The organism is Agrobacterium sp. 16-172Ci (assembly GCF_053522725.1).
Map to the genome: position 1 here is coordinate 236,647 of NZ_JBNWBW010000002.1, position 23,441 is coordinate 260,087.

Below are 23,441 nucleotides of genomic sequence, written 5' to 3' on the forward strand. Positions count from 1 at the left end.
ACAATGGGAACCAAGTTAGGAAAGCCGTGATGAGATTTAAAGCTGCCCTGTTTCACTTCATCGTCATTTTTGCCGCCGCCTTTTCCGCAACTGTTGTCATGGCTCAGGAGCGGACATTGCAGCTGGTCGGACTGGGCGACAGCCTGATGGCCGGCTATCAGCTTCCCCCCACCGACAGCTACACCGCACAGCTTGAGGCTGCATTAAAGGGCAAGGGCGTCAACGTCGCCATCGCCAATGCCGGTGTGTCCGGCGATACCTCTTCCGGCGGTCTCGCGCGGGCGGACTGGTCGGTTCCCGATGGTACAGACGGGGTCATCCTGGAACTCGGCGCAAATGACGCTCTGCGCGGAATTCCCCCGGAACAGACCGAAAAGAACCTCGACACCATCATTTCCGGTTTTCAGAAGCGCAACATAGCCGTGTTGCTGGTCGGCATTATGGCGCCGCCGAATATGGGCGATGATTATGCCAGGCGCTTTAATCCGATCTTTCCGAAGCTCGCCGAAAAATACAACCTGCCGCTTTATCCCTTCTTTCTGGACGGCGTGGTGACGGATGATGCGCTGAAGCTGGACGACAAGATGCACCCCAATACGAAGGGTGTGGCGATGATGGTCGAAAAATCTTTGCCGGCTGTTGAAAGCTTCATCACGACAATCGGTGCGCAAAAAAAATAAGCACTTGCGCCCGCCTGCATTGCGTGATTCGCTATGCTTGTTCTGCCAAGAGATTCGGGGAGCTCGCCATGCCGAGACTGTTTACCGCCCTCGAAATTCCGCGCAATGCGGCTATGAGCCTCTCATTGTTGCGCGGTGGTCTGCCGGGAGCCCGGTGGATCGATGTGGAGAATTATCACATAACCCTGCGTTTTATCGGTGACATCGACGGGCGGACCGCCGATGAGGTTGTTGACAGGCTGGACCGGATCGAAAGGCCGGAATTCCAGCTCAGTCTCACCGGTATGGGGTCCTTCGGTTCCAAGAAACCGCATTCCATCTGGGCCGGGGTTTCTCCCTCACCGGAAATGCATGCGCTTCAGGCGGAAATCGAGCGGATCTGCCAGAGGATCGGTCTCCCGCCCGATCCGCGCAAGTTCATGCCGCATGTCACGCTGGCGCGGTTGCGCTCCTCCCGCGTGGACGATGTGGTGCAGTATCTTTCCGGACGCGGCAACTTCCGCACCTCGCCCTTCACGGTCGGCCGTTTCGTGCTGATGTCGTCGAAGGAATCGGTGGGCGGCGGACCCTATATCGTTGAAGAGGCGTTTCCGCTTCACGAGGCGCGGTCCAGCTCCATATTTTCGAGCAACGATCTGCATCCTGCCAAGAGCATGTTGTAGACCTTGAGGAACCCGTCCTCGGCTCCGTAATAGGGGTCGGGGACGTTCTCGCGACGGCAAGTGGCATAGTCCATGAAGAGATGGATCTTGTGCCGTTGTCTTTCCGGGCTTGATTGCAGCAGGTTCGCCAGATTGTTTTCGTCCATGGCGAGTATCAGGTCGAAGGCCTCGAAATCCGCAGGGGTGACCTGTCTCGCCCGCTGCCTGGAAATATCGACGCCATGCCGTCGCGCCATGGCAATGGATCGCGGATCGGGTGCGTCACCCGCGTGCCAGCCGCCAGTGCCGGCGGAATCGATGGTAAGCTGATCAGACATGGCCGCGCCGTCGGCAAGGTGTCTCAAAACCCCTTCGGCCAGCGGTGAACGGCAGATATTGCCCATGCAGACAAAAAGAATAGCTGTATGTTTCATGGAATATGCGTCGATCCGGTCGTTGAAGCGTTAATAGGTCTCAAGCGGAGGCAAGTTCATGAAATATCCCAGACTCGAGCCGGACGCCATCCGGCAGGCCCTGTCGAAACTCGAGGGCTGGTCCCTGCGCGAGGACGGGGCGGCGATCGTCCGTTCTTTCAAGTTCTCCAGCTTTGCGGAAGCCTTCGGTTTCATGGCCGAATCCGCACTTGTCGCGGAAAGGCTCAATCACCATCCCGAATGGTCCAATGTCTATTCGCGGGTCAAGGTCTGCCTTACCACCCATGATTCGCAGGGTGTGACGGAGCGGGATTTTCTTCTGGCCGAGGCCATGCAAAAGGCGGCTGCGGGCCGAAGCAATTGAACGACGGACCTTAAATCCCATATAATAGCCGTGACCGGAGGACCGTCGATCATGGATGATGTGAAAATCGGTGAAATTCTTCTGCCGGGTGAAACCGACAGGCAGCAGGAGCGCGAGACTGTGGTGCGGGCGAAATTCTGGCCCAAGCTGAAGCGCGTGATGTCGAAGGTGCCTTTCGCACGCGATGCGGCGGCTGCCTATTATTGCGCGATCGACCGCGATACGCCCTTGCGCGCCAAGGGTATCATTCTGGCGGCGCTCGCCTATTTCATCATGCCGATGGATGCCGTGCCGGATGTGCTGGCCGTTATCGGATTCACCGACGATATTGCCGTCATCACGGCGGCGCTCGCCATGATCCGCGCCCATATCAAGATGGAGCATTACGAGGCGGCTGACGCCATGCTGAAACGGCAGCAGGAAGCCGGGTAACGCCTCTGTGATCTGGCTGTTCGGGTGAGCCCGACGGGCGACAAATTCTTGCCTGAATTTATGTGTCATACACACGGAGGAAGGGTGTTTCGCGCCCTTCTCCTCAGGGCGTCGGGAGTCGCCAATCTGTAACACCGCAAGACGTTTCCGGCATTTTATGCGTGTTGTTGACGGTTTGGTAACCGCTTCCCGACCACAATGAGAAAAGACGATCCGCACCTGAACGTGGCCGATCCAGAAACTGGGCTCGCCGATGCTTCGGGCCAATGGAAGACAATAACCCGGCAGGAAATTCTATGTTTGTAAGAAGTGTAGCAACCGCAGCGGCCATTTTGCTGACCAGCGTCGGCGTAGCATCTGCACAGTCGCCCACGCGCATCCAGCAGTTCAATGCATGGGGTGCCTATTCGTACAAATCGGGCAACAGCACCGTCTGCTACGTTCTTTCCATTCCGACCGCCAAGGAACCGGCAAGCGTCGACCATGGCGATATCTTCTTCATCGTGTCGCAGCGTCCCGGCCAGAACATTTCCTATGAGCCGCAGGCCATGGTGGGTTATCCGCTGAAGCAGGGTTCCAAGGTCAATGTGACGATCGACAACAAGAACTTTGTCATGTTCACCAAGGACAAGGCAGCCTGGGTTGAAAACGCTGCTGAAGAACCGGCACTCGTCGCCGCCATGAAGGGCGGCAAGTCGATGACCGTCAAGGCAGTTTCCGGCCGTGGCACCGCGACCTCCTATTCCTATTCGCTGTCGGGTATTTCGGCGGCTCTCAAGCAGATCGAGAGCTGCAAGTAACGCTGACGCTTTATCGCATTCAACGATGGCCGGTCATTGACCGGCCATTTGCGTTTTTACTTGTTTGATGCTAAAGGCGCGGCAACATTGACAGGCGGATGCGCGAAAAGTGCTCCGCCTTTGATTTTCTCGACATGCAGACGATTTTCCGCCTATCCGAAAGGCTGGTCGTGCGATGCATGGAATGATGGGATAGCGTGATGTCCGTAATGCAAGCCCCTGCCGGCCTGGCAGTCAAAACCCCGCTGATCGCCAATAGCGATCTGATGTCCGGCAAGCCGTCGCTGATCGGCCTGACGCGTGAGGACATGGGCGAGGCGCTGGCCGAAATCGGTGTGCCGCAGAAGCAGGTGAAGATGCGCGTCAGCCAGTTGTGGAACTGGCTTTATGTGCGCGGCGTCTCCGATTTCGACAATATGACCAATGTCGCCAAGGAGCTTCGTGAGAAGCTGAAGGCGGCCTTCACCATCGCCCGCCCGGAAATCGTCGAAGAGCAGATCTCCAATGACGGTACCCGCAAATGGCTGATGCGGTTCCCGCCGCGCGGTGCGGGACGTCCGGTCGAAATCGAGACGGTCTATATTCCCGAAGAGGGTCGCGGCACGCTGTGCATTTCGAGCCAGGTGGGCTGTTCGCTGACCTGTTCCTTCTGTCACACCGGCACCCAGCGCCTCGTGCGCAACCTGACGGCTGAGGAAATTCTCTCCCAGCTTCTGCTGGCCCGTGATCGGCTCGGTGATTTTCCCGATGGTTCGACGCCGGTTGGCGCTTATGTGCCGAGCGAAGGCCGCAAGGTTTCCAACATCGTGATGATGGGCATGGGCGAGCCGCTCTATAATTTCGAGCATGTGAAGACCGCACTTCTGATTGCCACCGATGGCGACGGTCTGTCGCTCTCCAAGCGTCGCGTCACGCTCTCCACCTCGGGCGTTGTGCCGGAAATCTTCCGCACCGGCGATGAGATCGGCGTCATGCTGGCGATTTCGCTGCATGCGGTGCGCGACGAGCTGCGCGACATGCTGGTGCCGATCAACAAGAAATATCCGCTGAAGGAACTGATCGAGGCCTGCCGCAAATATCCGGGCCTCTCCAATGCCCGCCGCATCACCTTCGAATATGTGATGCTGAAGGATGTGAATGACAGTCTGGAAGACGCCAAGATGCTGGTGCAGCTTCTGAAGGGTGTTCCGGCCAAGATCAACCTCATTCCGTTCAACCCATGGCCGGGCACGAACTATCAGTGCTCGGACTGGGCGCAGATCGAGAAGTTCGCCGATTTCATCAATCAGGCGGGTTATGCTTCGCCGATCCGCACGCCGCGCGGTCGCGATATTCTCGCTGCCTGCGGCCAGCTGAAGTCGGAATCGGAGCGCATGCGCAAGACCGAAAGGTTGGCTTTCGAGGCGATGATGATCGCCAACCATGGCGCGGATGACTGAATAAGCCGCAATTGCCGCCTGAAAGCTTGTTTTGCAGCGGTTCTCCGATTGATTTCGGGCTGTCTTGTTCCTAAGAAGACGAAAACAGGGAACCAACAGGAGGATATCCATGCGCGCATTCATTCTGGCTCTCGCTGCCGCGAGCGCCCTCGTTCTGCCGGCCAAGGCTGAAAACGTCACCGTTGCCGTCACCGCCATCGTCGAACATCCGGCGCTTGATGCCGCCCGTGATGGCGTCAAGGCCGCGCTTGCCGAGGCTGGTTACAAGGAAGGCGAGAACCTCAAGTTCCTTTATGAGTCCGCGCAGGGCAATCCCGGCACCGCGGCGCAGATCGCCCGCCAGTTCGTGGGCGATGCGCCGAACGTCATCGTGCCGATTTCCACGCCGTCCGCTCAGGCCGTCGTCGCCGCCACGCGCGACATTCCGGTCGTCTTCACGGCGGTTTCCGATCCGGTCGGCGCACAGCTCGTCAAGGACATGCAAAAGCCCGGCCGCAACGTGACCGGCCTTTCCGACATGCTGCCGGTTGGCGAACATCTGGCGCTCATCAAGGAAATCTCCCCGAACGCCAAGTCGATCGGTTTCATCTACAACTCGGCCGAGGCCAACTCCGTTTCGACGCTGGCCCTCTTGAAGGCCGAAGCCGAGAAGGCGGGTCTCAAGGTTGTTGAATCCGTCGCCACCAAGTCCGCAGAAGTGCAGGGCGCAACCCGCGCACTGGTCGGCAAGGCCGATGTGATCTACGTTCCGACCGACAACACCATCGTTTCCGCTTTCGAAGCGGCTGCCGGCGTTGCATCCGAAGCCAAGATCCCGCTTTACGCCGCCGATACGGATTCCGTCGCCCGCGGTGCGGTTGCCGCCCTCGGTTTCAACTATTTCGACGTTGGCAAGCAGACCGGCGCCGTCGTCGTCCGCATTCTCAAGGGTGAAAAGCCGGGCGATATTCCGGCAACCGTTGCTGTCGGCACTGATCTGGTGATCAACAAGAAGGCCGCCGAAAAAGCTGGCGTTACCTTCCCGGAAAGCATCACCAAGCGCGCCACCAAGGTCATCGACTGAACCGAAACCAGACTGAATAACGGGCGGCGGCAAATTCGCCGCCCGTTTTACGTGGCACGAGATGGTGCCCGTCTCCGCCTGATGGCGGCAATAACAAGGACATTACCGTGAGCCAAATCGCCTTCTGGGGTGCCGTGGAGCTGGGACTGGTCTTCGCTTTCGTGGCGATCGGCGTTTATCTCGCTTTCCGGGTGCTTGATTTTCCTGACCTGACCGTGGACGGTTCGTTTCCGCTCGGCGCCGCCGTGGCTGCCGTGCTGATCATCGCCGGTCTAAATGCCTGGGTTGCGACGGCGATTGCGATGGTGGCCGGTGCCGCCGCCGGCATCGTGACCGCGACGCTCAACGTTCGTTTCAAGATTCTCAACCTGCTTGCCTCGATCCTGACGATGATCGCGCTGTTTTCCGTCAATCTGCGCGTGATGGGAAAGCCGAATGTCGCGCTGCTCAATCAGGATACGATGATCTCGCCGTTTTACGGCCTCGGCCTGTCGGAATATCTGGTGCGGCCGCTGTTCGTCGGCGCGCTGGTGCTGATCGCGGTCATCCTCGTCTGGCGTTTCCTTGAAAGCGATGCGGGCCTTGCCATGCGCGCGACGGGCGCTAATGCCCGGATGGCGCGGGCGCAGGGCGTGAAGACCGGCAACCAGATCTATCTCGGTATGGCGCTTTCGAATGCGCTGGTCGCTCTCGGTGGCGCGCTGTTTGCGCAGACCAACGGCTTTGCGGATGTGACCTCCGGTGTCGGCACCATTGTCGTCGGCCTTGCCGCTGTCATCATCGGCGAAACGCTGTTCGGCGCGCGCGGCATTCTGATCGCGCTGATCGGCTGCGTTTTTGGCTCCATCGCCTATCGTCTTGCCATTCAGCTTGCCCTGTCGAGCGATGTGCTGGGCCTCAAGGCGTCCGATCTCAATTTCGTAACGGCGGTATTGGTGGCAATCGCATTGATCCTGCCCCGACTGCGCCGCGGGGGAGCAACATCGTGATTTCCCTTTCCGATATCCAGGTTGTCTTCGGGCGCGGCACGCCGCTGCAAAAGCAGGCGCTCTCCAAGATCAATCTCACCATCGACGATGGCTCCTTCGTCACCGTCATCGGTTCCAATGGCGCTGGCAAATCGACGCTGCTCGGCGTTCTGGCGGGCGATGTCCTGCCGACGGCGGGCAAGGTGATGATCGGCGGCGCCGATGTTACCCGCAAACCGACCGCCAGCCGGGCTGGGCGAGTGGCGCGGGTGTTTCAGGACCCGCTGGCGGGCAGCTGCGGCGCGCTCACCATTGAGGAAAATCTGGCGCTCGCAGCGTCGCGGGGCGAGCGTCGCGGCCTTCTGCCGGCGCTTGGGCGCGGCCGTCGGGATTTCTTCAAGGAGCGCATTGCCTCGCTCAATCTCGGGCTGGAAAATCGTCTGAAGGACCGCATGGACCTTCTGTCCGGTGGCCAGAGGCAGGCGGTCTCGCTCGTCATGGCGACACTGTCCGGCTCGGATGTGCTGCTGCTCGATGAACATACGGCTGCTCTCGATCCCGGCATGGCCGAATTCGTGATGGAGCTGACCCGCAAGGTCGTGTCGGAGCGCAAGCTGACGACGCTGATGGTTACCCATTCCATGCGTCAGGCGCTGGATTATGGCACTCGCACGATCATGCTGCATGCCGGTGAGATCGTGCTCGACGTCTCCGGTGACAGCCGTAAGGATCTCGAGGTCGAGGACCTGATCGACATGTTCCGCAAGATACGCGGCCAGAAGCTCGATGACGATGAGTTGCTGATCGGTTGATTGTAAAAAGGCGCCGTAAGGCGCCTTTTTTTATTTGCCGTCAGCGCGCCTGCGTGAAGAAAATCTTGACGGCAAAAAGCGAAAAGACGCCGGCGATCGTATAATCCAGTCCGCGCAGAATTTTCCGGTTGCGTTGCAGCCAGGCTGAAAGAACATCTGCGGCGATCACGATGCCGATGCCGATCGGCAGCGCGACGATGATCGACCAGATGCCGAGGAAGATCAGCTTGCCGGTTACATGCGGGTCGGATGCGCTGACGAATTGCGGCAGAAAGGTCATGAAAAAGATGATGATCTTCGGGTTCAGCAGGTTCACCCAGATGCCGTTCAACAGCGCTGATTTCAGCGAGGACTGCGCTTTTTCGCCGGTGCTTTTCACCATCACGAAATCCGAGCCCTTGCGGATCGCCTGAATGGCGAGCCAGACGAGATACGCGGCTCCGCCGGTCTTCAGGATCATGAAAGCGGTCGGCGAAGCGACGATGAGGGCGGCGACGCCGAAGGCGACGAGCATCGTGTGCACGGTAATGCCGATATTGGTTCCCAGAAGCGTCATGAAACCCGCCGTCCGGCCCTCGCGCAGCGAGCGGCTGATCCACAGCGTCATGTCAGGCCCCGGCGTCACCGCCAGAAGCAGAATGGCGATGGTGAAGGCGATCAATGTTGGCAGGCCTGGAACGAAATCCATCGCGGCACCCGTAAAATCTGGAGGTTGCCGTGCTTAACGCGATTTCGCGCTTCTGCCAATGTTTTTGAGCGCCAATGCATCGGCGCGAAAAGCCGCCGCAACGGTCACATCGCGGCGGCCCGGAACATTCAGTTTTTCAGGAAGCTGGTGAAGGCGGCGGAGTATTCCGTGTGCCAGCGTGACAGCGGCGGGCGGTTCTGGACGATGTCATAGGCCGCCCAGAGAATGCGTTTTTCATCCGTCGGGCGGTCCACCTCGCCATCCGGGCAGAGAATGTAGAAATCACCGCGGCCGATGCTTTCGACCATGAAGTCGACGGTCTGTTCGCCGGTCCATGCGCCCTCCGGCTTTTCCGTTCTGCCATGGGCGGTGAGGCCGGTGAAAACGTAACCGGGGATCAGCAGATGGGCGGAAACCGAGCCGTTCGGAATATTGCGCAATTCGTGCTGAAGCGCTTCCGTGAAGGTTTTGACGCCGGATTTCGAGACGTTGTAGGCGGGATCGCCGGGAGGTGTGGTGATGCCCTGTTTCGAGCCGGTATTGATGATGAGTGCCGGCTCGCCATGGGCGATCATGCCCTGGCCGAAAACGCGGCTGCCGTTCACGACGCCCATCAGATTGACGTTGATGATTTTTTCCCAATTGGCCTGCGGCCCGAAGATGGCGCTGCCGGGCTGGATGCCGGCATTGTTCATGAGGACGTGCACGCGGCCGAAACGCTGGATGACGGCGCGTTCCAGCGCCTCAAGCTCATCGAGTTTCGAGACGTCGGTCGGGATGGCGACGATCTGCGCTTCGCCGTCCTTGGCGACGGTCAGAATATCCGCATGGGCAGCGGCGAGCTTTTCGCCATCGAGATCGACGAGCACGACGCTCATGCCGAAACCGGCGAATTTGCGGGCGGCGGCAAGTCCGATGCCGGATGCCGCACCGGTGATGACAGCGACATTATCTTCCTTGAATGCGGGGTGGATGGTCGTCATAGGTTTCTCCTTCGCGTCGTTTCGGCTGTTTCCAGCGGTTTGCAACGTTGCCTGAACCTGAGTGGCTTCATTCACGGTCTTCAAGTCGATCGCGCCGCTTATGATAAAGCGCGAATTTTCATAATGCATGTGACAATTGCTTCGTTCCCATCGATGCGCCCGGTGATCGCCCACTGTCGTACCCGCCCATCAATTGTTTTGTCGCTTATCTCACGGAAAAGCGCTTCACACATTTCGGGTTGCACTGTAAAAGTGCCGAAATCCCAAGGAAATGGCGGTGTCCCAATGCCGTCATCATGCAGATGGACATCACTATGGCACTTCCGAAAGACGTTAAGAAAGTCGTTCTCGCCTATTCCGGCGGTCTCGACACCTCGATCATCCTGAAATGGCTTCAGACGGAACTCGGCGCGGAGGTCGTGACCTTCACCGCCGATCTCGGCCAGGGGGAAGAACTTGAGCCGGCGCGCAAGAAGGCCGAGATGCTGGGCATCAAGGAAATCTTCATCGAGGACGTCCGCGAAGAGTTCGTGCGTGATTTCGTGTTCCCGATGTTCCGCGCCAACGCCGTTTATGAAGGCGTCTATCTGCTCGGCACCTCCATTGCCCGCCCGCTGATTTCTAAGCACCTGATCGAAATCGCCAAGAAGACCGGCGCGGACGCCATTGCCCATGGCGCCACCGGCAAGGGCAACGACCAGGTCCGTTTCGAGCTTTCGGCCTATGCGCTGAACCCGGACATCAAGATCATCGCTCCCTGGCGCGACTGGACGTTCAAGAGCCGTACCGACCTCTTGAACTTCGCCGAACAGCACCAGATTCCGGTTGCCAAGGACAAGAAGGGCGAGGCGCCTTTCTCGGTCGACGCCAACCTGCTGCACTCCTCTTCCGAGGGCAAGGTTCTGGAAGACCCGGCACAGGAAGCGCCGGAATATGTGCATATGCGCACCATTTCCCCGGAAGCCGCGCCCGACAAGGCAACCGTCATCAAGGTCGGTTTCCGCAAGGGCGATGCCTGCTCCATCAACGGCGTTGAAATGTCGCCGGCGACGCTTCTTGCGACGCTGAACAACTATGGCCGCGAAAACGGCATCGGCCGTCTCGATCTCGTCGAGAACCGCTTCGTCGGCATGAAGTCGCGCGGCGTTTACGAGACGCCCGGCGGCACCATCCTGCTTGCCGCGCATCGCGCCATCGAATCCATCACGCTTGACCGGGGTGCAGCCCACCTCAAGGACGAGCTGATGCCGCGTTACGCCGAGCTCATCTATTACGGCTTCTGGTTCTCGCCAGAGCGCGAAATGCTGCAGGCCCTGATCGACAAGAGCCAGGAACATGTGGAAGGCGAAGTGACGCTGAAGCTCTACAAGGGCAATGTCATGGTAACCGGCCGCGAGAGCGCCAAGTCGCTCTATTCCGACGCGCTGGTGACCTTCGAGGACGACCACGGCGCTTATGACCAGAAGGATGCGGCAGGCTTCATCAAGCTCAACGCGCTGCGTCTTCGCACGCTCGCAAAGCGCAATATCAGCAAGTAATTCTGCTGGAATGGAAATAATGGAACCCGCTGGCGGCGACGCCGGCGGGTTTTTTCATGTCTCTCGTCTGGAGACGATGCGGAAGCCGATGTAGCTGGCGATTGCGGTGAATTCCATCACGGGGATGATGATGCCGAAGCCGGTCAACGGCGAACCGATAAACGAGGCTGCGGCACCGCCTGCAAAACCCGACCCCATCTGAATGAACCCCATCATCGCCGATGCCGAGCCGGCAATATGTGGAAAAGGGGCTAGGGCCGCCGTCACCATGGATGGCGTCAATAAGGCGATGCCGACCGTTGCGACCGCCACGGGTCCCATGATCGAAAGAAAGGATGGCGGTATCAGGAACACCGACAGCAGGATAAGGAGACCGCCTGTTCCCGAAAAACAGAGGCCGAGGACGACCGAACGGCGGTCGCCCAGCCGCGGTGCGATATAACGCAGGGCGATGGAGCCGAAGAAATAAGCGGCGGTCTGCATCAGCATGCCGATGCCGAAGGCGGTGGGTGTCATACCGACCTTGTTGATGAGGATGAAGGTCAGCATGGTCGCCTGCGCATAAAGCGCGCCGATGGAACCGCCGAGCACCAGTGCGGCGAGAAGAAAACGCGGCTCGGTGAGCAATGTCCCATAGGCCGACAGGAGGCGGCGCGGGCGGATCAGGTTCTTGTCCGGGCTCGTCGTCTCGCGCAGGAAGACCACGACGGAGAAGATGGTGAGGGCCCCGAGGCCGGCCATGAGGAAAAATACCGATTGCCACCCGAAAGCCGCAAGCGAAAGCCCGCCGATGGTCGGGCCCATGGCGGGGCCAACGGCCAGCATGATGCCAATGAGGTTCATGATGCTGGAGGCTTCTGCGCCCGTGAATTGATCGCGCACGATGGCGCGCGCCACCGTCATGCCGACGGAGGCGCCAATGCCCTGAACAAGCCGGGCGAAGAGCAGCACTTCAATTGTTGGGGCAAAGATCGCCAGCAGTCCACCGCCCAGAAAGATGGAGAGGAAGACGAGACTCGCCTTTCGCCGACCGAAGGCATCGGATGCCGGGCCGGCGAGCAGCTGGGCGATGGCGAAACCGGCGAAATAAAGCGAGAGGCTGAGTTTGACGGCGGATTCCGTGGTGGAGAAAACCCGCGTCAGTTCCGGCATGGCCGGTGTGTAGATCGCCATGGAAATCGGCGCCAGCGCCGTCAGCAACGCACCGAGTATGGCCGTGCGCTTTCTGGACATGATCGTTTCTGGCGACATTGCGATCAGCAGCTCTGGCCCGGCTGTTCCGGCTGGAGATTGTTGCGAAGGGTCTGCAGGAAGCTGCGGAAAAGCGCGACTTCTTCTTCGTTCAGGCCCTGCGTGGCGTGACGGACGAGTTCATCGATTTCCTGGCGCACGGCTTCCAGCATGTCGGTGGAGTTTTTTGTCAGCACGATGCGCTTGGAGCGCCTGTCCTGCGGGTCCTGCTGGCGTTCGATGAGATCGAGAGATTGCAGCTTGTCGAGATAGGCGCAAATCGTCATCGGCTCGATGCCGAGCCGGGCGGCGATATCCGACTGCTTGCTGCCATCAACGACGGCAACCGTCAGCAATGCGCGCGCTTCGCCGGGCGTCAGGCCCAGTCCGGCTTCAGAAATTCGGCGCTCAAACGCACTGTTCAGCAGGCGTGCGCCGCTGTTCAGTAAAAATGCCAATGAGTCTTTTTCGCGTTTAGTGCCCATGCTTCGCCTTTTCGTAAGTCAGCCTTACTAAAATCCCGGCGATAATCAATGGCGCATAAATCATATTGTTGAAAATCGAGTAAAGTATGTGTCAGTTCGATTGCGTTACGGTCGGCAACATAATCGACGATTGTTACGCCAAAGCAAAGAAGATCGGACATCCCGCGTTTTATTTCATCTGCCATGCCGGTCCATATCGTCGGTCAAGTCCCTTACACAGGTCACCCGCCATCGGTATCCGGCTGCTGTGCCGGCAGTTGGGGCAAAAGCAAAAATCAGGTCGCAGCCAATCTTCCTTACACCAAAGTCCGGCATTGAATTGCCGGTGGAGGCGTGCCCATATGGGCTTAAACCGGAATCGTTCAAGGAAGATGAAATGCCATCCAAGACCGCGCTTTATCCCGCACTCGTTGACTGGAACGGCCACAATGGTCTGCCGAAATTCGATGCGGTCAGGGATGAGGATTTCGCTCCGGCCTTCGATGCCGCCCTTCTGTCTCACGAACAGGAAATCGATGCGATTGCCGGCAATGCTGAGGCCCCGAGCTTCGAAAACACCGTGACCGCGCTCGAAATCGCCGGAGACGATCTTTCGCGCATTTCGGCGCTGTTCTGGAACAGGGCAGGCGCCAATACCAATGGTGTGATCCAGGCGCTGGAGCGCGAGATCGCACCGAAACTGTCGCGGCACTATTCGAAGATCGGCATGAACGAAGCGCTGTTCAAGCGCATCGATACATTGTGGGAAAAGCGCGGAACGCTTGGGCTGACGGGTGAGGAAAGCCGCGTCCTTGAGCGGCACTGGAAGGGTTTCGTGCGCTCCGGCGCCAAGCTGCCGAAAGACCGGCAGGAACGCTTGGCGGCGATCAATGAGGAGCTTGCGGGTCTCGGTGCGAAATTCGGGCAGAATGTGCTGGCGGATGAAAAGAACTGGAAGCTTCTGCTTTCCACGGAAGAGGAACTTGCCGGTATTCCCGGTTTCCTGCGCGACGCGATGGCGGGTGCGGCCCGTGAGCATGGCGAGGACGGCAAATTTGCCGTCACCCTTTCCCGTTCCATCATCGAACCTTTCCTGACCTTTTCCGAACGCCGCGATCTGCGCGAGCAGGCCTTCAGGGCCTGGGTGGCGCGCGGCGAGAATGGCGGCGAGACCGACAATCGCGAGATCGTCCACCGCACGCTCGAACTGCGCGAGGAAAAGTCAAAGCTTCTCGGTTACGCGAATTTCGCCGCCTACAAGCTTGATGACACGATGGCGAAGACGCCGGATGCCGTGAACGGCCTTTTAGGGCAGGTCTGGGAAAAGGCCGTGCGCCGTGCGGGCGAGGAAGAGGCCGAACTGGCCGCAATCATCGCCGAGGAGGGCAGGAATCACGAAGTGCTGCCCTGGGACTGGCGGCATTATGCCGAAAAGCTGCGGGCACGGAAATTCAGCTTCTCCGAGGCCGAATTGAAGCCTTATCTGCAACTCGAAAAGATCATTGAGGCCTGCTTCGATGTGGCCGGGCGGCTGTTTGGGATTCGGGCGGTCGAAGTCAAAGGCGTCGCCGCCTATCACCCGGATGTGCGGGTTTTCGAAATCCGCGACGAAAAGGGCGGTCTGAAGGCCATGTTCCTCGGCGATTATTTCGCCCGCCCCTCCAAGCGCTCCGGCGCGTGGATGAGCTCCTTCCAGTCGCAGCACAAGCTGCCCTTGAAGAACGGCACGGTCGGAGAAATTCCGATCATCTACAATGTCTGCAATTTCGCCAAACCGGCCGAAGGCAAACCGGCGCTGCTTTCGCTCGACGATGCGCGCACGCTGTTTCACGAATTCGGCCACGCGCTGCATGGCATGTTGTCAAATGTCACTTACCCCTCCGTTTCCGGAACGGGCGTCTCGCGCGATTTCGTCGAATTGCCGTCGCAGCTTTACGAACATTGGCTGACGGTGCCGGAAATTCTGGAAAAATACGCCCTGCATTATGACACAGGCGCGCCGATGCCGAAGGCGCTGCTGGATAAGGTTCTGGCCGCGCAGACCTTCAATGCCGGTTTCAGCACGGTGGAATTCACCTCGTCGGCGATTGTCGACATGGCGTTCCACACGCGGGAAAACGTGAGCGATCCGATGGTCGTGCAGGGTGAGGTGCTCTCCACCCTGAACATGCCGAAGTCTATCGTCATGCGGCATGCGACCCCGCATTTCCAGCACGTTTTCTCCGGCGATGGATATTCGGCCGGCTATTATTCCTACATGTGGTCGGAAGTTCTGGATGCCGATGCCTTTTCGGCCTTCGAGGAAACCGGCAATCCCTTCGATGGCGAGATGGCGCGCAAGTTGAAAGACAATATTTATTCCGTCGGCGGTTCCATCGATCCGGAAGAGGCCTATCTTGCTTTTCGTGGCAAGATGCCAAGCCCGGACGCCATGCTTTTGAAGCGTGGTCTGGCATAAGGGTCCGGTATAAAAGACTGTCATATTTCTGAGCTAGAACCTGAGTGCAGGGGGCTTATGACAAGGCCCCCCCTTTCGCATTTGCAAAAAAAAGGTTATGAGCGCGCCAAACTAAATTGGCGTTTCTCATCAATATAGCGCCCAACCTCAGAGATTTTGAACAATGGCACTTCGCAACATCGCGATCATCGCGCACGTTGACCATGGAAAAACGACGCTCGTGGACGAGCTTCTGAAGCAGTCCGGCTCGTTCCGCGACAACCAGCGTGTCGCCGAGCGCGTGATGGATAGCAACGATCTCGAAAAGGAACGCGGCATCACCATTCTCGCCAAGGCGACCTCGGTGGAGTGGAAAGGTGTCCGCATCAACATCGTCGACACCCCCGGCCACGCCGATTTCGGCGGTGAAGTCGAGCGTATCCTGTCGATGGTGGACGGTGCTATCGTTCTGGTCGATAGCTCGGAAGGCCCGATGCCGCAGACCAAGTTCGTGGTCAGCAAGGCGCTGAAGGTCGGTCTTCGCCCGATCGTCGCGATCAACAAGATCGACCGTCCGGATGGCCGCCACGAAGAAGTCATCAACGAAGTCTTCGACCTCTTCGCCAACCTCGACGCCACCGACGAGCAGCTCGACTTCCCGATCCTCTACGGTTCTGGCCGCGATGGCTGGATGAACGTCAACCCGGAAGGTCCGAAGGATCAGGGTCTTGCACCGCTGCTCGATCTGGTTCTTGAGCACGTTCCGGAGCCCAAGGTTGAAGAGGGCCCGTTCCGCATGATCGGCACGATCCTTGAAGCCAACAACTTCCTCGGCCGCATCATCACCGGCCGCATCGCGTCCGGTTCGATCAAGCCGAACCAGGCTGTGAAGGTGCTTGGCCAGGACGGCAAGACAATTGAAACAGGCCGCATTTCCAAGATCCTCGCCTTCCGCGGTATCGAGCGCACCGCAATTGAGGAGGCCCATGCGGGTGACATCGTCGCCATCGCCGGTCTTTCCAAAGGCACCGTCGCCGACACCTTCTGTGATCCGTCGGTTACCGAGGCGATGCAGGCACAGCCGATTGACCCGCCGACCGTTACCATGTCGTTCATCGTCAACGACAGCCCGCTGGCTGGCACCGAAGGCGACAAGGTTACGAGCCGCGTTATCCGTGACCGCCTGTTCAAGGAAGCCGAAGGCAACGTTGCGCTGAAGATCGAAGAAGCCGAAGGCAAGGATTCGTTCTTCGTTTCCGGTCGTGGCGAATTGCAGCTGGCGGTTCTGATCGAAACCATGCGTCGCGAAGGCTTCGAGCTTGCCGTTTCGCGTCCGCGCGTCGTGATGCACAAGGATGAGAACGGCACCCTCTTGGAGCCGATCGAAGAAGTCGTGATCGACGTTGATGAAGAACATTCCGGCGTCGTCGTCCAGAAGATGTCCGAGCGCAAGGCTGAAATGGCCGAGCTTCGTCCTTCCGGCGGCAATCGCGTTCGTCTGAAGTTCTATGCGCCGACCCGTGGCCTGATCGGCTACCAGTCGGAGCTTTTGACCGACACGCGCGGTACGGCGATCATGAACCGTCTGTTCCACGACTATCAGCCCTTCAAGGGCCAGATTGCCGGTCGCGTGAACGGCGTTCTCTTGTCGAACGGTTCGGGTGAAGCTGTTGCTTATGCCATGTTCAACCTGGAAGATCGCGGCCCGATGATCATCGAGCCGGGTGAGAAGGTCTATGCCGGTATGATCATCGGTATTCACTCTCGCGATAACGATCTCGAAGTGAACGTGCTGAAGGGCAAGCAGCTGACCAACATCCGCGCTGCCGGCAAGGATGAAGCCGTGAAGCTGACGCCGCCGATCCGCATGACGCTCGATCGCGCGCTTTCCTGGATTCAGGACGATGAGCTGATGGAAGTGACGCCGAAGTCCATCCGTCTGCGCAAGATGTTCCTGGACGCCAACGATCGCAAGCGTTTTGAAAAGGCCAAGCTCGCTGTCTGATTGCGGCTTGTCGTTATGAATTTGAAAAAACCCGGCCTTGAGCCGGGTTTTTTTATGCGTTCGTTTTTATGTGTGCATGAGTCGAAAGGTGCTTGTGCCAAAGGTTAAGGATGCGTTAATTTTTATCAGTCGTCCACATGAATAGGCTGTGGGTAAGCTTGCCGGCGTTAACCTTTATGACTGGTAAGTTTCCGTGGCCGGGGCCAGAATCGCGTTATGAAAACGTTATCCATCGATGTTCGCCGTGCTGAACCGCATGATGCGCGCGCCATTTCCGAGGCGCACCGTCTGTCGTGGCAACAGGCCTATGCCGGCCTTATCCCGCATCGGCCGTTGACGCAGATGCTCGAGCGTCGTGGAGAAGTCTGGTGGAAAAAGGCAACCAAAGGCTCCGCAACCATGCTGGTGGTGGAGGTGGCCGGTGTGGTCGCCGGATATGCGACACTGGGCCTCAGCCGGGCACGCGGGCTGCCGCAGGACGGCGAGATATACGAACTTTATCTCCGGCCGGAATATCAGGGCATCGGGCTAGGCTCGCTGCTGTTTACGGAAGCGCGCAGACTGCTGACCTCGCTTGGCTGCAACGGCATCGTTGTCTGGTGCCTTGAAGACAGCGATGTGGCCAACCGCTTTTTCCGCTCTCATGGTGGTCGCGATATCGCCGAAGGCATGGAAGATTTCGACGGCAAGTCGCTTCGCAAGGTCGGTTTCGTCTGGAACTGACAAACAATGCCGGGTGATTTGGCCCCGGGTTCATTCTCGCGGCCGGCCATGCGCAATTGCGATAGCCTCAAATCCCGCATTCTGCCTTATCCGCCCAAAGCCATGTTGCAATGCGGCGACTTTCCCAGTATCGAAAACCAAATCCAACCCGTCGAATGAGGGAAGCGAATGCGTATCGATGCAATTTCCGTAGGCAAGAATCCGCCGGATGACGTGAATGTCATCGTTGAAGTGCCGGTCGGTGGACACCCGATCAAGTACGAGATGGACAAGGATGCCGGTGCGCTGATCGTCGATCGCTTCCTCTACACGCCGATGACCTATCCGGGTAACTATGGTTTCGTACCGCACACCCTGTCTGACGATGGCGACCCGATCGACGTTCTCATCTGCAACACCCGTCCGCTGGTTCCGGGCTGCGTCATCAATGTCCGCCCCATCGGCGTGATGATCATGGAAGATGACGGCGGCAAGGACGAGAAGATCCTCGCCGTGCCGGTTCCGAAGCTGACGCGCCGTTACGACAAGGTCCACAATTACACCGACCTGCCGGAAATCACGCTGAAGCAGATCGAGCACTTCTTCGAGCACTACAAGGATCTGGAGCCCGGCAAGTGGGTGAAGATGGGCGGCTGGCAGGATGTCGACGTCGCCAAGAAGCTGATCGTTGAAGCCATCGAGCGCTACAAGGCGCAGGGCTGATCTAAAGCATGTCTCCCAAAAGTGTGCAGCGGTTTTGAGACCAAGACATGCTTAAAAACAAAGATCTAAAGCGCGTCGCATGAATCAGATTAGACGCGATGCGCTTTAGTTTTCGAGCTTTTTGAATAGCTCTTCGAAATCCTCCGGGTCGGTGTCGATCCGGAGGATTTTTTTACGCGCCGTTTCGCCTGAAACGAAGCTGATGGAGGATTTCGGCAGGCCGAGTTTTTTCGCCAGCAAAACAATCAGGGCCCTGTTGGCCTTGCCGCCTTCCGGCACGGCGCTGACGCGGGCCTTCAGATGCGCGTTTCCCTCCGCATCCTTTTCCACGCCGTCGACGGCGTTCCGCCCGCCATTCGGTGTGAGGCGGACGGTCAGGCGGACATGGTCGCTATGCTTCTGCCAGCAGGCGCTCAAGCGACCATCGGGTAAAGCGTGTTCCACATGAAGGAGCGGATGAAGAAGATGATCAGGAGAACGATGATCGGCGAAATGTCGATGCCGCCGAGATTGGGCAGAATGCGGCGGATGGGGCGCAGAACCGGTTCCGTGACATTGAACAGAAAGCTGCCGATGGCGTTCACGAACTGGTTGCGGGAATTGATGACGTTGAAGGCGTAAAGCCAGGAAAAAATAGCGCTGGCGATCAGCACCCACGTATAGAGGTTCAAGGCCAGATCGATGGTCTGAAACAGGGCAAGCATCAATATCTCCGTATCTTGGTTGCAAGACATTTAGACATTGAACCGTGAACCGGCAAGTGTTGCGCCAGATCGTAATGATCTTTGGTCTGAGCGACCGGCGATCATCACAATCTGGCTCGTGCCTTTGCAGCGGGATTTCAGACGAAAACCGCTCACACTTTTCGTCATCCCGTCAGTGAGGGCTGGCGATTCCTGTGATATCGCTCTATTGCAAAGCTCTCATATTGTCTCGCGAGCACCCAGCCGATGTCCCTCCCTTCCGCCGAAAACCGTTTCGGTGCATTCCGGCACAGTTCCTATCGCCGCTTTTTCAGCGCCCGGTTTTTTTCGGCCTTCGCCATCCAGATCGTCAGCGTCTCGGTCGGCTGGCAGATGTATGAGGTGACCGGCAACGCCTTTTATCTCGGCCTGATCGGTCTTTTCCAGTTTCTGCCGTCGCTGCTTCTGATCCTCGTCACCGGAACGGTCGCCGACCGGCACAATCGTCGGCGCATCATGTCCATATGCCTGCTGATTGCGGCGCTGTGCGCTGCCGCTCTTCTGGGTCTTACGCTGACGCACAGCTTTTCCCCCTGGCCGGTCTTCGCCATTCTTGTCGTCTTCGGCATAGAGCGCGCCTTCATGGGGCCGGCGGTTCAGTCGCTGGCGCCCAATCTCGTGCCGGTAGAGGATTTGCCGAACGCCATCGCCTGGAATTCCTCGTCGTGGCAGATGGCGTCCATTCTCGGTCCCGTCGCCGGCGGCCTGCTTTATGGCCTCGGTGCTTCCGTCGCCTATAGTGTGGCATTCGTGCTCTTCATCGTATCGGCGACGCTTGCGGTGACGATCCGCAAGCCGGACCAACGCGGCCCGGCAAAAGCCATCAGTCTCGAAACCATGCTCGCCGGGTTCAAATTCATCGCGCAGGAAAAAATCGTTCTCGGTGCGATATCGCTCGATCTTTTCGCGGTGCTGCTGGGCGGCGCCGTTGCGCTGATGCCAATTTTTGCCAAGGAAGTTCTGACGCTCGGGCCATGGGGTCTCGGGCTTCTGCGGGCAGCACCCGGCATCGGGGCCATCACCGTTGCTGTCATTCTGGCCTTCAAGCCCATTCGTCATCACGCCGGTCTGCTGATGTTTACGGGCGTCGGCCTCTTCGGCATCTCCACCGTGGTCTTCGGGCTTTCGCAAACCGCGTGGCTGTCGATCGCCGCGCTGGTGGTCATGGGCGCATCCGACATGGTATCGGTTTATGTTCGCGAGACCCTGATCGCGTTGTGGACGCCGGATGAGGTGCGCGGGCGTGTGAATGCCGTGAACATGGTGTTCGTCGGCGCATCGAACGAGCTGGGCGAATTCCGCGCCGGCACCATGGCGCATGTCGTCGGGGCCGTACCGGCCGTTGTCATCGGCGGGGCGGGCACGCTTGCTGTGGCAATTATCTGGGCGCTCGGTTTCTCCAGGCTGCGCAAGATCGACAATCTGGACGCGCCGCACTGACGGACACGGGCCTCAGCGCTGCGCCTTGCCCTCAAAAACCAGATCGAGAAAATTGCCGAGCCATGCCCTGAGCGGCGTGTCGAACAGCATGCGGCCTTCCAGATGCTGGCTGCCCACCTGCGCATTGGGCATGCCGAAGCGCTGCGCGCCGCGCACCACCCAGCTATGCATCATGGCGCGCGTCAGTTCGGCGTGAAACTGCAGGCCCCAGGCATTTTTTCCATAGCGATAGGCCTGATTGGGATAGGTCTCGCCGGAGGCCAGAAGTTCGGCTCCGCGCGGCAGCTCGAACCCTTCCTTGTGGAAATGATAGACCATCTTCGGCCAATGCGGCATCAGAAGCCGCCCATGTTCGGTGGCATGAAGCGGATACCAGCCGATCTCCACCTTGCCCTCCCTGTCGGGCTCCACCTTGCCGCCGAGATGTTTGGACAACATCTGCGCGCCGAGACAGATGCCGAGAAAGGGTTTGTTTTCCTTCAACGGCACCTTCAGCCAGTCGATTTCGGCTTTGACGTAGTCATGAGAATCGTTGGCGCTCATCGGGCCGCCGAAGATGATGGCGCCCGCGTGTTTCTCCAGCGTTTGCGGCAGGTCATCGCCCAGTGCAGGGCGCCTTATATCCAGACGATAGCCTTTTTCCACCAGCATCTGGCCGACGCGGCCGGGCGTGGAACGTTCCTGATGCAGGACGATGAGCAGCGATGGTTGTTTTCTCTGTTGCCTGGAAGGGTCAAACAGCATCGTCTTCGTTTTCGCTTTCTTCAGCGGGCCCGGACCTCGTGGCGGCCTGCTGACGTTGCAGAACCCTGTCGCGCACGGATACACCAAGCAGGTCGGCGACTCGCCAGATCACATGGTCTTCCATTTCGCTTCGTTCGCCGTCAGCGTAAACAATATCCCATAATATGCCAATAAGCTCCACGCGCTGCTCTTCATCGAGATGGCGGCGTATATCGGTGGTGAAGCGGTAATAATCGACGGCTTCCTTGCCGGCCTCCTGGCCAGCGGCGAGAAGCGCATCCAGCTTTCCGGCATCGAGATGGTAATACTCCTGTAGGATTTCGCGCAGGCGGTCGCGCTCGCTTTTCGAGACGGTGCCATCCGCTTCCATGACCTGGAAACAGAGGGCGGCCACCGCCACCCTCAGATCGTCCGGGCTGAAATCATCCCCATGCGGGCCGACGAGGTTCTGAATAAACGACTGTATTTGCTGGAACATCGATATCCTGTTCGTCAGAAGAGTTTGAGCCGGGTCTTGGGTTCGGCTTCCGCACCGGGTTTCTTGACGCCCGGATCATCCGGCGCGCCGCCGAAAAACGGCACGGCTTCCGCCTTTTCATCCGTGACACCGGTTTCCACTGGCGCTTCGATTGTGACCGGCTTTTTCTCCTGCGGGACCGATACGACCGGCTTGACCTCGATCGGTGCGGCCGGGGCCGGTTTTGGTTCGGCGGGCGTCTCCGGCGCGGCTTCGACAATGATCGTCTTCGCGGCCGGTTCGGCCCGTGCGGGCGCTGCGGCAATCGCGTTTTCGATTGTCAGGTCTTCAACGGGCGCTTCGAGCTGGCCGAAAGGCGCTTTCCATTCGAAAGCATCGAGACGGCCGGTGACCGGCGAGACCGGCAGCCATTTTTCCGAAACGATGCCGTCGGCCACCCAGGCGGGGTCGCGCGGCGCGCGCAGCGCCTGCGCCATCCAGTAGCGCACACGCCCCTGATCGCCGCTCTCGGCCTCCTCGATATCGGCCATCAGCAAGAAGATGCTCTCGCGCGGTTCGATCCGGGCGGCGGCCTCGGCCTTGGCTCGCGCCTTGGCGAATTCCTTGGCGTCGAGCGCTGCCTGCGCCACGGCGAACAGAGATTCGATGTTGTTGGGCTTCAGGCCCTCAAGCCGCTCAGCCCGTTTCAACCGGTCGATGGCGGTATCGCCGCTGCGTGCGCGGACATAAAGTTCGGCGATCTGCGGGTGCGGATCGTTCTTCCAGACGGGCTCCAGAACCGTGGCTGCCTTGCGCAGATTGTCTTCCCGGAGATAGGATTTCGCCGCGATCAGCGCTGCCGGAACCAGGCTCCTGGCAAGCTTGAGAGCGTGCTTGGCATCCTCGCGCGCGCCAACCGGATCGCTTTCCAGCTTTTCCCCGGCCTTGGCAGTAAGAAGCACGGCTTTCAGACGTTCCGCCTCACCGCGTTCGATAACGCCGGCCGCCTTCTGCTGGTCGAGCAGGCGGATGGCATCGTCCCACTGTCCGTTGCGGCAGCGGTTTTCCAGCGTCGCCTGCGCGGCCCAGGGCAGATAGGGAGCCTTTTCCGCTGCATCCTCGGCATATTGCTGGGCGGCTTCATAGGCGCCCTGACGGCGGGCCTCGATATAAAGGCCGCGAAGGCCAAGTTCGCGAGTCTCGGGATCGCGGGCCATGGCTTCGAATTTGCGCCGCGCCTCGTCATATTTGCCTTCGATGAGATCGGCCTGCGCATCGAGCAGATGGATCAGCGGCTCCTGATCGGCGCTGAGCAACCCTTGAGTACGGGCCGTCATCTTGCGGGCGAGGATGGCATTGCCGGCCCCGGCAGCGATGAGCCCTGTGGAGAGCGCCTGATAACCCCGGTCGCGCTTGCGGGCGCGGAAATAACGACGGGCGGCATTGGGTGAGGTCCAGATGGCGTTGACGATCCACCAGACCAGCATGACGGCAGCGACCAGCGCCGCGATGATGGAGGCAGCGACCATCAGGCTCATTTCGATCAGCTGGCCCTGCCAGACGATGGAGAGCACACCCGGCCTGTCGGCCAGCCAGGAGAAACCGAAGCCGAGAGCCAGAACGATAACGGCGAAAGTCAGAATTCTGGTCATGC

At 59.1% G+C, this 23,441-nt stretch carries 26 protein-coding genes; 15 read left to right on the forward strand and 11 right to left on the reverse strand.

Annotation, left to right across the window (positions count from 1 at the left end; translation table 11 throughout):
• The first annotated feature begins 29 nt into the window (after positions 1–29).
• Positions 30–680, forward strand: coding sequence for an arylesterase (locus tag ACQZ40_RS04075; protein ID WP_080856846.1), 651 nt, complete (start codon positions 30–32; stop codon positions 678–680).
• Between the two features lie 68 nt (positions 681–748).
• Positions 749–1,342 carry an RNA 2',3'-cyclic phosphodiesterase gene (gene thpR / locus ACQZ40_RS04080; protein ID WP_003523177.1) on the forward strand — a complete coding sequence of 198 codons (594 nt, stop codon included), beginning with the start codon at positions 749–751 and terminating at the stop codon, positions 1,340–1,342.
• Here the strand turns inward: thpR and ACQZ40_RS04085 are convergent.
• A complete protein-coding gene (locus tag ACQZ40_RS04085; protein WP_448747446.1) occupies positions 1,276–1,755 on the reverse strand; it encodes a low molecular weight protein-tyrosine-phosphatase in 480 nt (159 codons plus the stop codon). The genes thpR and ACQZ40_RS04085 overlap by 67 nt on opposite strands.
• Before the next feature lie 58 nt (positions 1,756–1,813).
• Here ACQZ40_RS04085 and ACQZ40_RS04090 point away from each other — a divergent pair, with 58 nt between their 5' ends.
• From ACQZ40_RS04090 to ACQZ40_RS04120, 7 genes are all read left to right on the forward strand, one after another.
• On the forward strand, positions 1,814–2,119 hold the full coding sequence (locus ACQZ40_RS04090; RefSeq protein WP_003505045.1) for a 4a-hydroxytetrahydrobiopterin dehydratase: 306 nt from the start codon (positions 1,814–1,816) through the stop codon (positions 2,117–2,119).
• 51 nt (positions 2,120–2,170) lie between these two features.
• Positions 2,171–2,551: a YkvA family protein gene (locus tag ACQZ40_RS04095; protein ID WP_003523181.1), complete on the forward strand. Its 381-nt coding sequence runs from the start codon at positions 2,171–2,173 to the stop codon at positions 2,549–2,551.
• 296 nt (positions 2,552–2,847) lie between these two features.
• Complete coding sequence (locus ACQZ40_RS04100; protein ID WP_003523183.1) at positions 2,848–3,351, forward strand: invasion associated locus B family protein; 504 nt, start codon at positions 2,848–2,850, stop codon at positions 3,349–3,351.
• 266 nt (positions 3,352–3,617) lie between these two features.
• Positions 3,618–4,790: a 23S rRNA (adenine(2503)-C(2))-methyltransferase RlmN gene (gene rlmN / locus ACQZ40_RS04105; protein ID WP_078052458.1), complete on the forward strand. Its 1,173-nt coding sequence runs from the start codon at positions 3,618–3,620 to the stop codon at positions 4,788–4,790.
• A 109-nt stretch (positions 4,791–4,899) separates the two neighbouring features.
• Positions 4,900–5,853 carry an ABC transporter substrate-binding protein gene (locus tag ACQZ40_RS04110; protein ID WP_003523186.1) on the forward strand — a complete coding sequence of 318 codons (954 nt, stop codon included), beginning with the start codon at positions 4,900–4,902 and terminating at the stop codon, positions 5,851–5,853.
• Positions 5,854–5,960: 107 nt separating this feature from the next.
• Positions 5,961–6,842, forward strand: a complete 882-nt coding sequence (locus ACQZ40_RS04115; protein ID WP_003505036.1) for an ABC transporter permease — start codon at positions 5,961–5,963, stop codon at positions 6,840–6,842.
• A complete protein-coding gene (locus tag ACQZ40_RS04120) occupies positions 6,839–7,633 on the forward strand; it encodes an ABC transporter ATP-binding protein (RefSeq protein WP_220317711.1) in 795 nt (264 codons plus the stop codon). The genes ACQZ40_RS04115 and ACQZ40_RS04120 overlap by 4 nt, the downstream gene beginning before the upstream one ends.
• Before the next feature lie 40 nt (positions 7,634–7,673).
• Here ACQZ40_RS04120 and ACQZ40_RS04125 read toward each other — a convergent pair whose 3' ends face one another.
• Both ACQZ40_RS04125 and ACQZ40_RS04130 read right to left on the reverse strand, forming a co-directional pair.
• Positions 7,674–8,321 carry a LysE family translocator gene (locus ACQZ40_RS04125; RefSeq protein WP_003523192.1) on the reverse strand — a complete coding sequence of 216 codons (648 nt, stop codon included), beginning with the start codon at positions 8,319–8,321 and terminating at the stop codon, positions 7,674–7,676.
• A 128-nt stretch (positions 8,322–8,449) separates the two neighbouring features.
• Entirely contained in the window at positions 8,450–9,304 is an 855-nt protein-coding gene (locus ACQZ40_RS04130; protein WP_080857101.1) for an SDR family NAD(P)-dependent oxidoreductase, read from the reverse strand.
• A gap of 314 nt (positions 9,305–9,618) precedes the next feature.
• On the opposite strand from ACQZ40_RS04130, the gene ACQZ40_RS04135 reads away from it, so the two are divergent.
• Positions 9,619–10,842 (forward strand): argininosuccinate synthase, encoded by a 1,224-nt coding sequence (locus ACQZ40_RS04135; protein WP_003523477.1) that lies wholly within the window; start codon positions 9,619–9,621, stop codon positions 10,840–10,842.
• 54 nt (positions 10,843–10,896) lie between these two features.
• Here the strand turns inward: ACQZ40_RS04135 and ACQZ40_RS04140 are convergent, their stop codons facing one another.
• From ACQZ40_RS04140 to ACQZ40_RS04150, 3 genes are read right to left on the reverse strand one after another with little or no spacing between them, the layout of a single operon-like run.
• Positions 10,897–12,093, reverse strand: a complete 1,197-nt coding sequence (locus tag ACQZ40_RS04140) for a multidrug effflux MFS transporter (RefSeq protein ID WP_208616035.1) — start codon at positions 12,091–12,093, stop codon at positions 10,897–10,899.
• Between the two features lie 5 nt (positions 12,094–12,098).
• A complete protein-coding gene (locus tag ACQZ40_RS04145) occupies positions 12,099–12,557 on the reverse strand; it encodes a MarR family winged helix-turn-helix transcriptional regulator (protein ID WP_020813564.1) in 459 nt (152 codons plus the stop codon).
• Positions 12,515–12,742 carry a hypothetical protein gene (locus ACQZ40_RS04150; protein ID WP_174036562.1) on the reverse strand — a complete coding sequence of 76 codons (228 nt, stop codon included), beginning with the start codon at positions 12,740–12,742 and terminating at the stop codon, positions 12,515–12,517. The genes ACQZ40_RS04145 and ACQZ40_RS04150 overlap by 43 nt, the downstream gene beginning before the upstream one ends.
• A 191-nt stretch (positions 12,743–12,933) precedes the next feature.
• Here ACQZ40_RS04150 and ACQZ40_RS04155 point away from each other — a divergent pair, with 191 nt between their 5' ends.
• The 4 genes from ACQZ40_RS04155 to ppa all read left to right on the forward strand — a co-directional run bounded on the left by ACQZ40_RS04155 (position 12,934) and on the right by ppa (position 18,403).
• Entirely contained in the window at positions 12,934–14,994 is a 2,061-nt protein-coding gene (locus ACQZ40_RS04155) for a M3 family metallopeptidase (protein ID WP_448747447.1), read from the forward strand.
• Between the two features lie 163 nt (positions 14,995–15,157).
• Positions 15,158–16,978 carry a translational GTPase TypA gene (gene typA / locus ACQZ40_RS04160; protein WP_065656937.1) on the forward strand — a complete coding sequence of 607 codons (1,821 nt, stop codon included), beginning with the start codon at positions 15,158–15,160 and terminating at the stop codon, positions 16,976–16,978.
• Positions 16,979–17,194: 216 nt separating this feature from the next.
• A complete protein-coding gene (locus ACQZ40_RS04165; RefSeq protein WP_003523484.1) occupies positions 17,195–17,701 on the forward strand; it encodes a GNAT family N-acetyltransferase in 507 nt (168 codons plus the stop codon).
• 168 nt (positions 17,702–17,869) lie between these two features.
• Entirely contained in the window at positions 17,870–18,403 is a 534-nt protein-coding gene (gene ppa, locus ACQZ40_RS04170) for an inorganic diphosphatase (RefSeq protein ID WP_003523485.1), read from the forward strand.
• A gap of 105 nt (positions 18,404–18,508) precedes the next feature.
• On the opposite strand, the gene ACQZ40_RS04175 is transcribed toward ppa, so the two are convergent.
• Together ACQZ40_RS04175 and ACQZ40_RS04180 are read right to left on the reverse strand one after the other, a co-directional pair.
• Positions 18,509–18,820, reverse strand: coding sequence for a DUF167 domain-containing protein (locus ACQZ40_RS04175; protein ID WP_162934130.1), 312 nt, complete (start codon positions 18,818–18,820; stop codon positions 18,509–18,511).
• Complete coding sequence (locus ACQZ40_RS04180) at positions 18,817–19,107, reverse strand: YggT family protein (protein ID WP_003523487.1); 291 nt, start codon at positions 19,105–19,107, stop codon at positions 18,817–18,819. The genes ACQZ40_RS04175 and ACQZ40_RS04180 overlap by 4 nt, the downstream gene beginning before the upstream one ends.
• Before the next feature lie 246 nt (positions 19,108–19,353).
• On the opposite strand from ACQZ40_RS04180, the gene ACQZ40_RS04185 reads away from it, so the two are divergent.
• Positions 19,354–20,586, forward strand: coding sequence for an MFS transporter (locus ACQZ40_RS04185; RefSeq protein ID WP_448747448.1), 1,233 nt, complete (start codon positions 19,354–19,356; stop codon positions 20,584–20,586).
• A 12-nt stretch (positions 20,587–20,598) separates the two neighbouring features.
• Here ACQZ40_RS04185 and ACQZ40_RS04190 read toward each other — a convergent pair whose 3' ends face one another.
• Genes ACQZ40_RS04190 through ACQZ40_RS04200 form a run of 3 tightly spaced genes read right to left on the reverse strand, consistent with a single transcriptional unit; the run spans position 20,599 to position 23,439 of the window.
• Entirely contained in the window at positions 20,599–21,330 is a 732-nt protein-coding gene (locus ACQZ40_RS04190) for a glutamine amidotransferase (protein WP_080856838.1), read from the reverse strand.
• A complete protein-coding gene (locus ACQZ40_RS04195; protein ID WP_448747449.1) occupies positions 21,320–21,808 on the reverse strand; it encodes a tellurite resistance TerB family protein in 489 nt (162 codons plus the stop codon). The genes ACQZ40_RS04190 and ACQZ40_RS04195 overlap by 11 nt, the downstream gene beginning before the upstream one ends.
• Before the next feature lie 14 nt (positions 21,809–21,822).
• The gene (locus tag ACQZ40_RS04200; RefSeq protein ID WP_174036557.1) at positions 21,823–23,439 is read right to left on the reverse strand and encodes a heme biosynthesis protein HemY; all 1,617 of its coding nucleotides are present in this window, start codon (positions 23,437–23,439) and stop codon (positions 21,823–21,825) included.
• Positions 23,440–23,441 lie beyond the last annotated feature (2 nt).

Bases quoted from the DNA above. Each gene is read 5' to 3' on its own strand.
- ACQZ40_RS04165 (WP_003523484.1), top strand. From the start codon at position 17,195: ATGAAAACGTTATCCATCGATGTTCGCCGTGCTGAACCGCATGATGCG.
- ACQZ40_RS04140 (WP_208616035.1), bottom strand. From the start codon at position 12,093: ATGTCGCCAGAAACGATCATGTCCAGAAAGCGCACGGCCATACTCGGT.
- thpR (WP_003523177.1), top strand. From the start codon at position 749: ATGCCGAGACTGTTTACCGCCCTCGAAATTCCGCGCAATGCGGCTATG.
- ACQZ40_RS04090 (WP_003505045.1), top strand. From the start codon at position 1,814: ATGAAATATCCCAGACTCGAGCCGGACGCCATCCGGCAGGCCCTGTCG.
- ACQZ40_RS04150 (WP_174036562.1), bottom strand. From the start codon at position 12,742: ATGGCAGATGAAATAAAACGCGGGATGTCCGATCTTCTTTGCTTTGGC.
- ACQZ40_RS04185 (WP_448747448.1), top strand. From the start codon at position 19,354: ATGTCCCTCCCTTCCGCCGAAAACCGTTTCGGTGCATTCCGGCACAGT.
- ACQZ40_RS04195 (WP_448747449.1), bottom strand. From the start codon at position 21,808: ATGTTCCAGCAAATACAGTCGTTTATTCAGAACCTCGTCGGCCCGCAT.
- ACQZ40_RS04110 (WP_003523186.1), top strand. From the start codon at position 4,900: ATGCGCGCATTCATTCTGGCTCTCGCTGCCGCGAGCGCCCTCGTTCTG.
- ACQZ40_RS04085 (WP_448747446.1), bottom strand. From the start codon at position 1,755: ATGAAACATACAGCTATTCTTTTTGTCTGCATGGGCAATATCTGCCGT.
- ppa (WP_003523485.1), top strand. From the start codon at position 17,870: ATGCGTATCGATGCAATTTCCGTAGGCAAGAATCCGCCGGATGACGTG.
- typA (WP_065656937.1), top strand. From the start codon at position 15,158: ATGGCACTTCGCAACATCGCGATCATCGCGCACGTTGACCATGGAAAA.
- ACQZ40_RS04075 (WP_080856846.1), top strand. From the start codon at position 30: ATGAGATTTAAAGCTGCCCTGTTTCACTTCATCGTCATTTTTGCCGCC.
- ACQZ40_RS04155 (WP_448747447.1), top strand. From the start codon at position 12,934: ATGCCATCCAAGACCGCGCTTTATCCCGCACTCGTTGACTGGAACGGC.
- ACQZ40_RS04190 (WP_080856838.1), bottom strand. From the start codon at position 21,330: ATGCTGTTTGACCCTTCCAGGCAACAGAGAAAACAACCATCGCTGCTC.
- ACQZ40_RS04125 (WP_003523192.1), bottom strand. From the start codon at position 8,321: ATGGATTTCGTTCCAGGCCTGCCAACATTGATCGCCTTCACCATCGCC.
- ACQZ40_RS04200 (WP_174036557.1), bottom strand. From the start codon at position 23,439: ATGACCAGAATTCTGACTTTCGCCGTTATCGTTCTGGCTCTCGGCTTC.
- ACQZ40_RS04180 (WP_003523487.1), bottom strand. From the start codon at position 19,107: ATGCTTGCCCTGTTTCAGACCATCGATCTGGCCTTGAACCTCTATACG.
- ACQZ40_RS04130 (WP_080857101.1), bottom strand. From the start codon at position 9,304: ATGACGACCATCCACCCCGCATTCAAGGAAGATAATGTCGCTGTCATC.
- rlmN (WP_078052458.1), top strand. From the start codon at position 3,618: ATGTCCGGCAAGCCGTCGCTGATCGGCCTGACGCGTGAGGACATGGGC.
- ACQZ40_RS04100 (WP_003523183.1), top strand. From the start codon at position 2,848: ATGTTTGTAAGAAGTGTAGCAACCGCAGCGGCCATTTTGCTGACCAGC.
- ACQZ40_RS04145 (WP_020813564.1), bottom strand. From the start codon at position 12,557: ATGGGCACTAAACGCGAAAAAGACTCATTGGCATTTTTACTGAACAGC.
- ACQZ40_RS04095 (WP_003523181.1), top strand. From the start codon at position 2,171: ATGGATGATGTGAAAATCGGTGAAATTCTTCTGCCGGGTGAAACCGAC.
- ACQZ40_RS04135 (WP_003523477.1), top strand. From the start codon at position 9,619: ATGGCACTTCCGAAAGACGTTAAGAAAGTCGTTCTCGCCTATTCCGGC.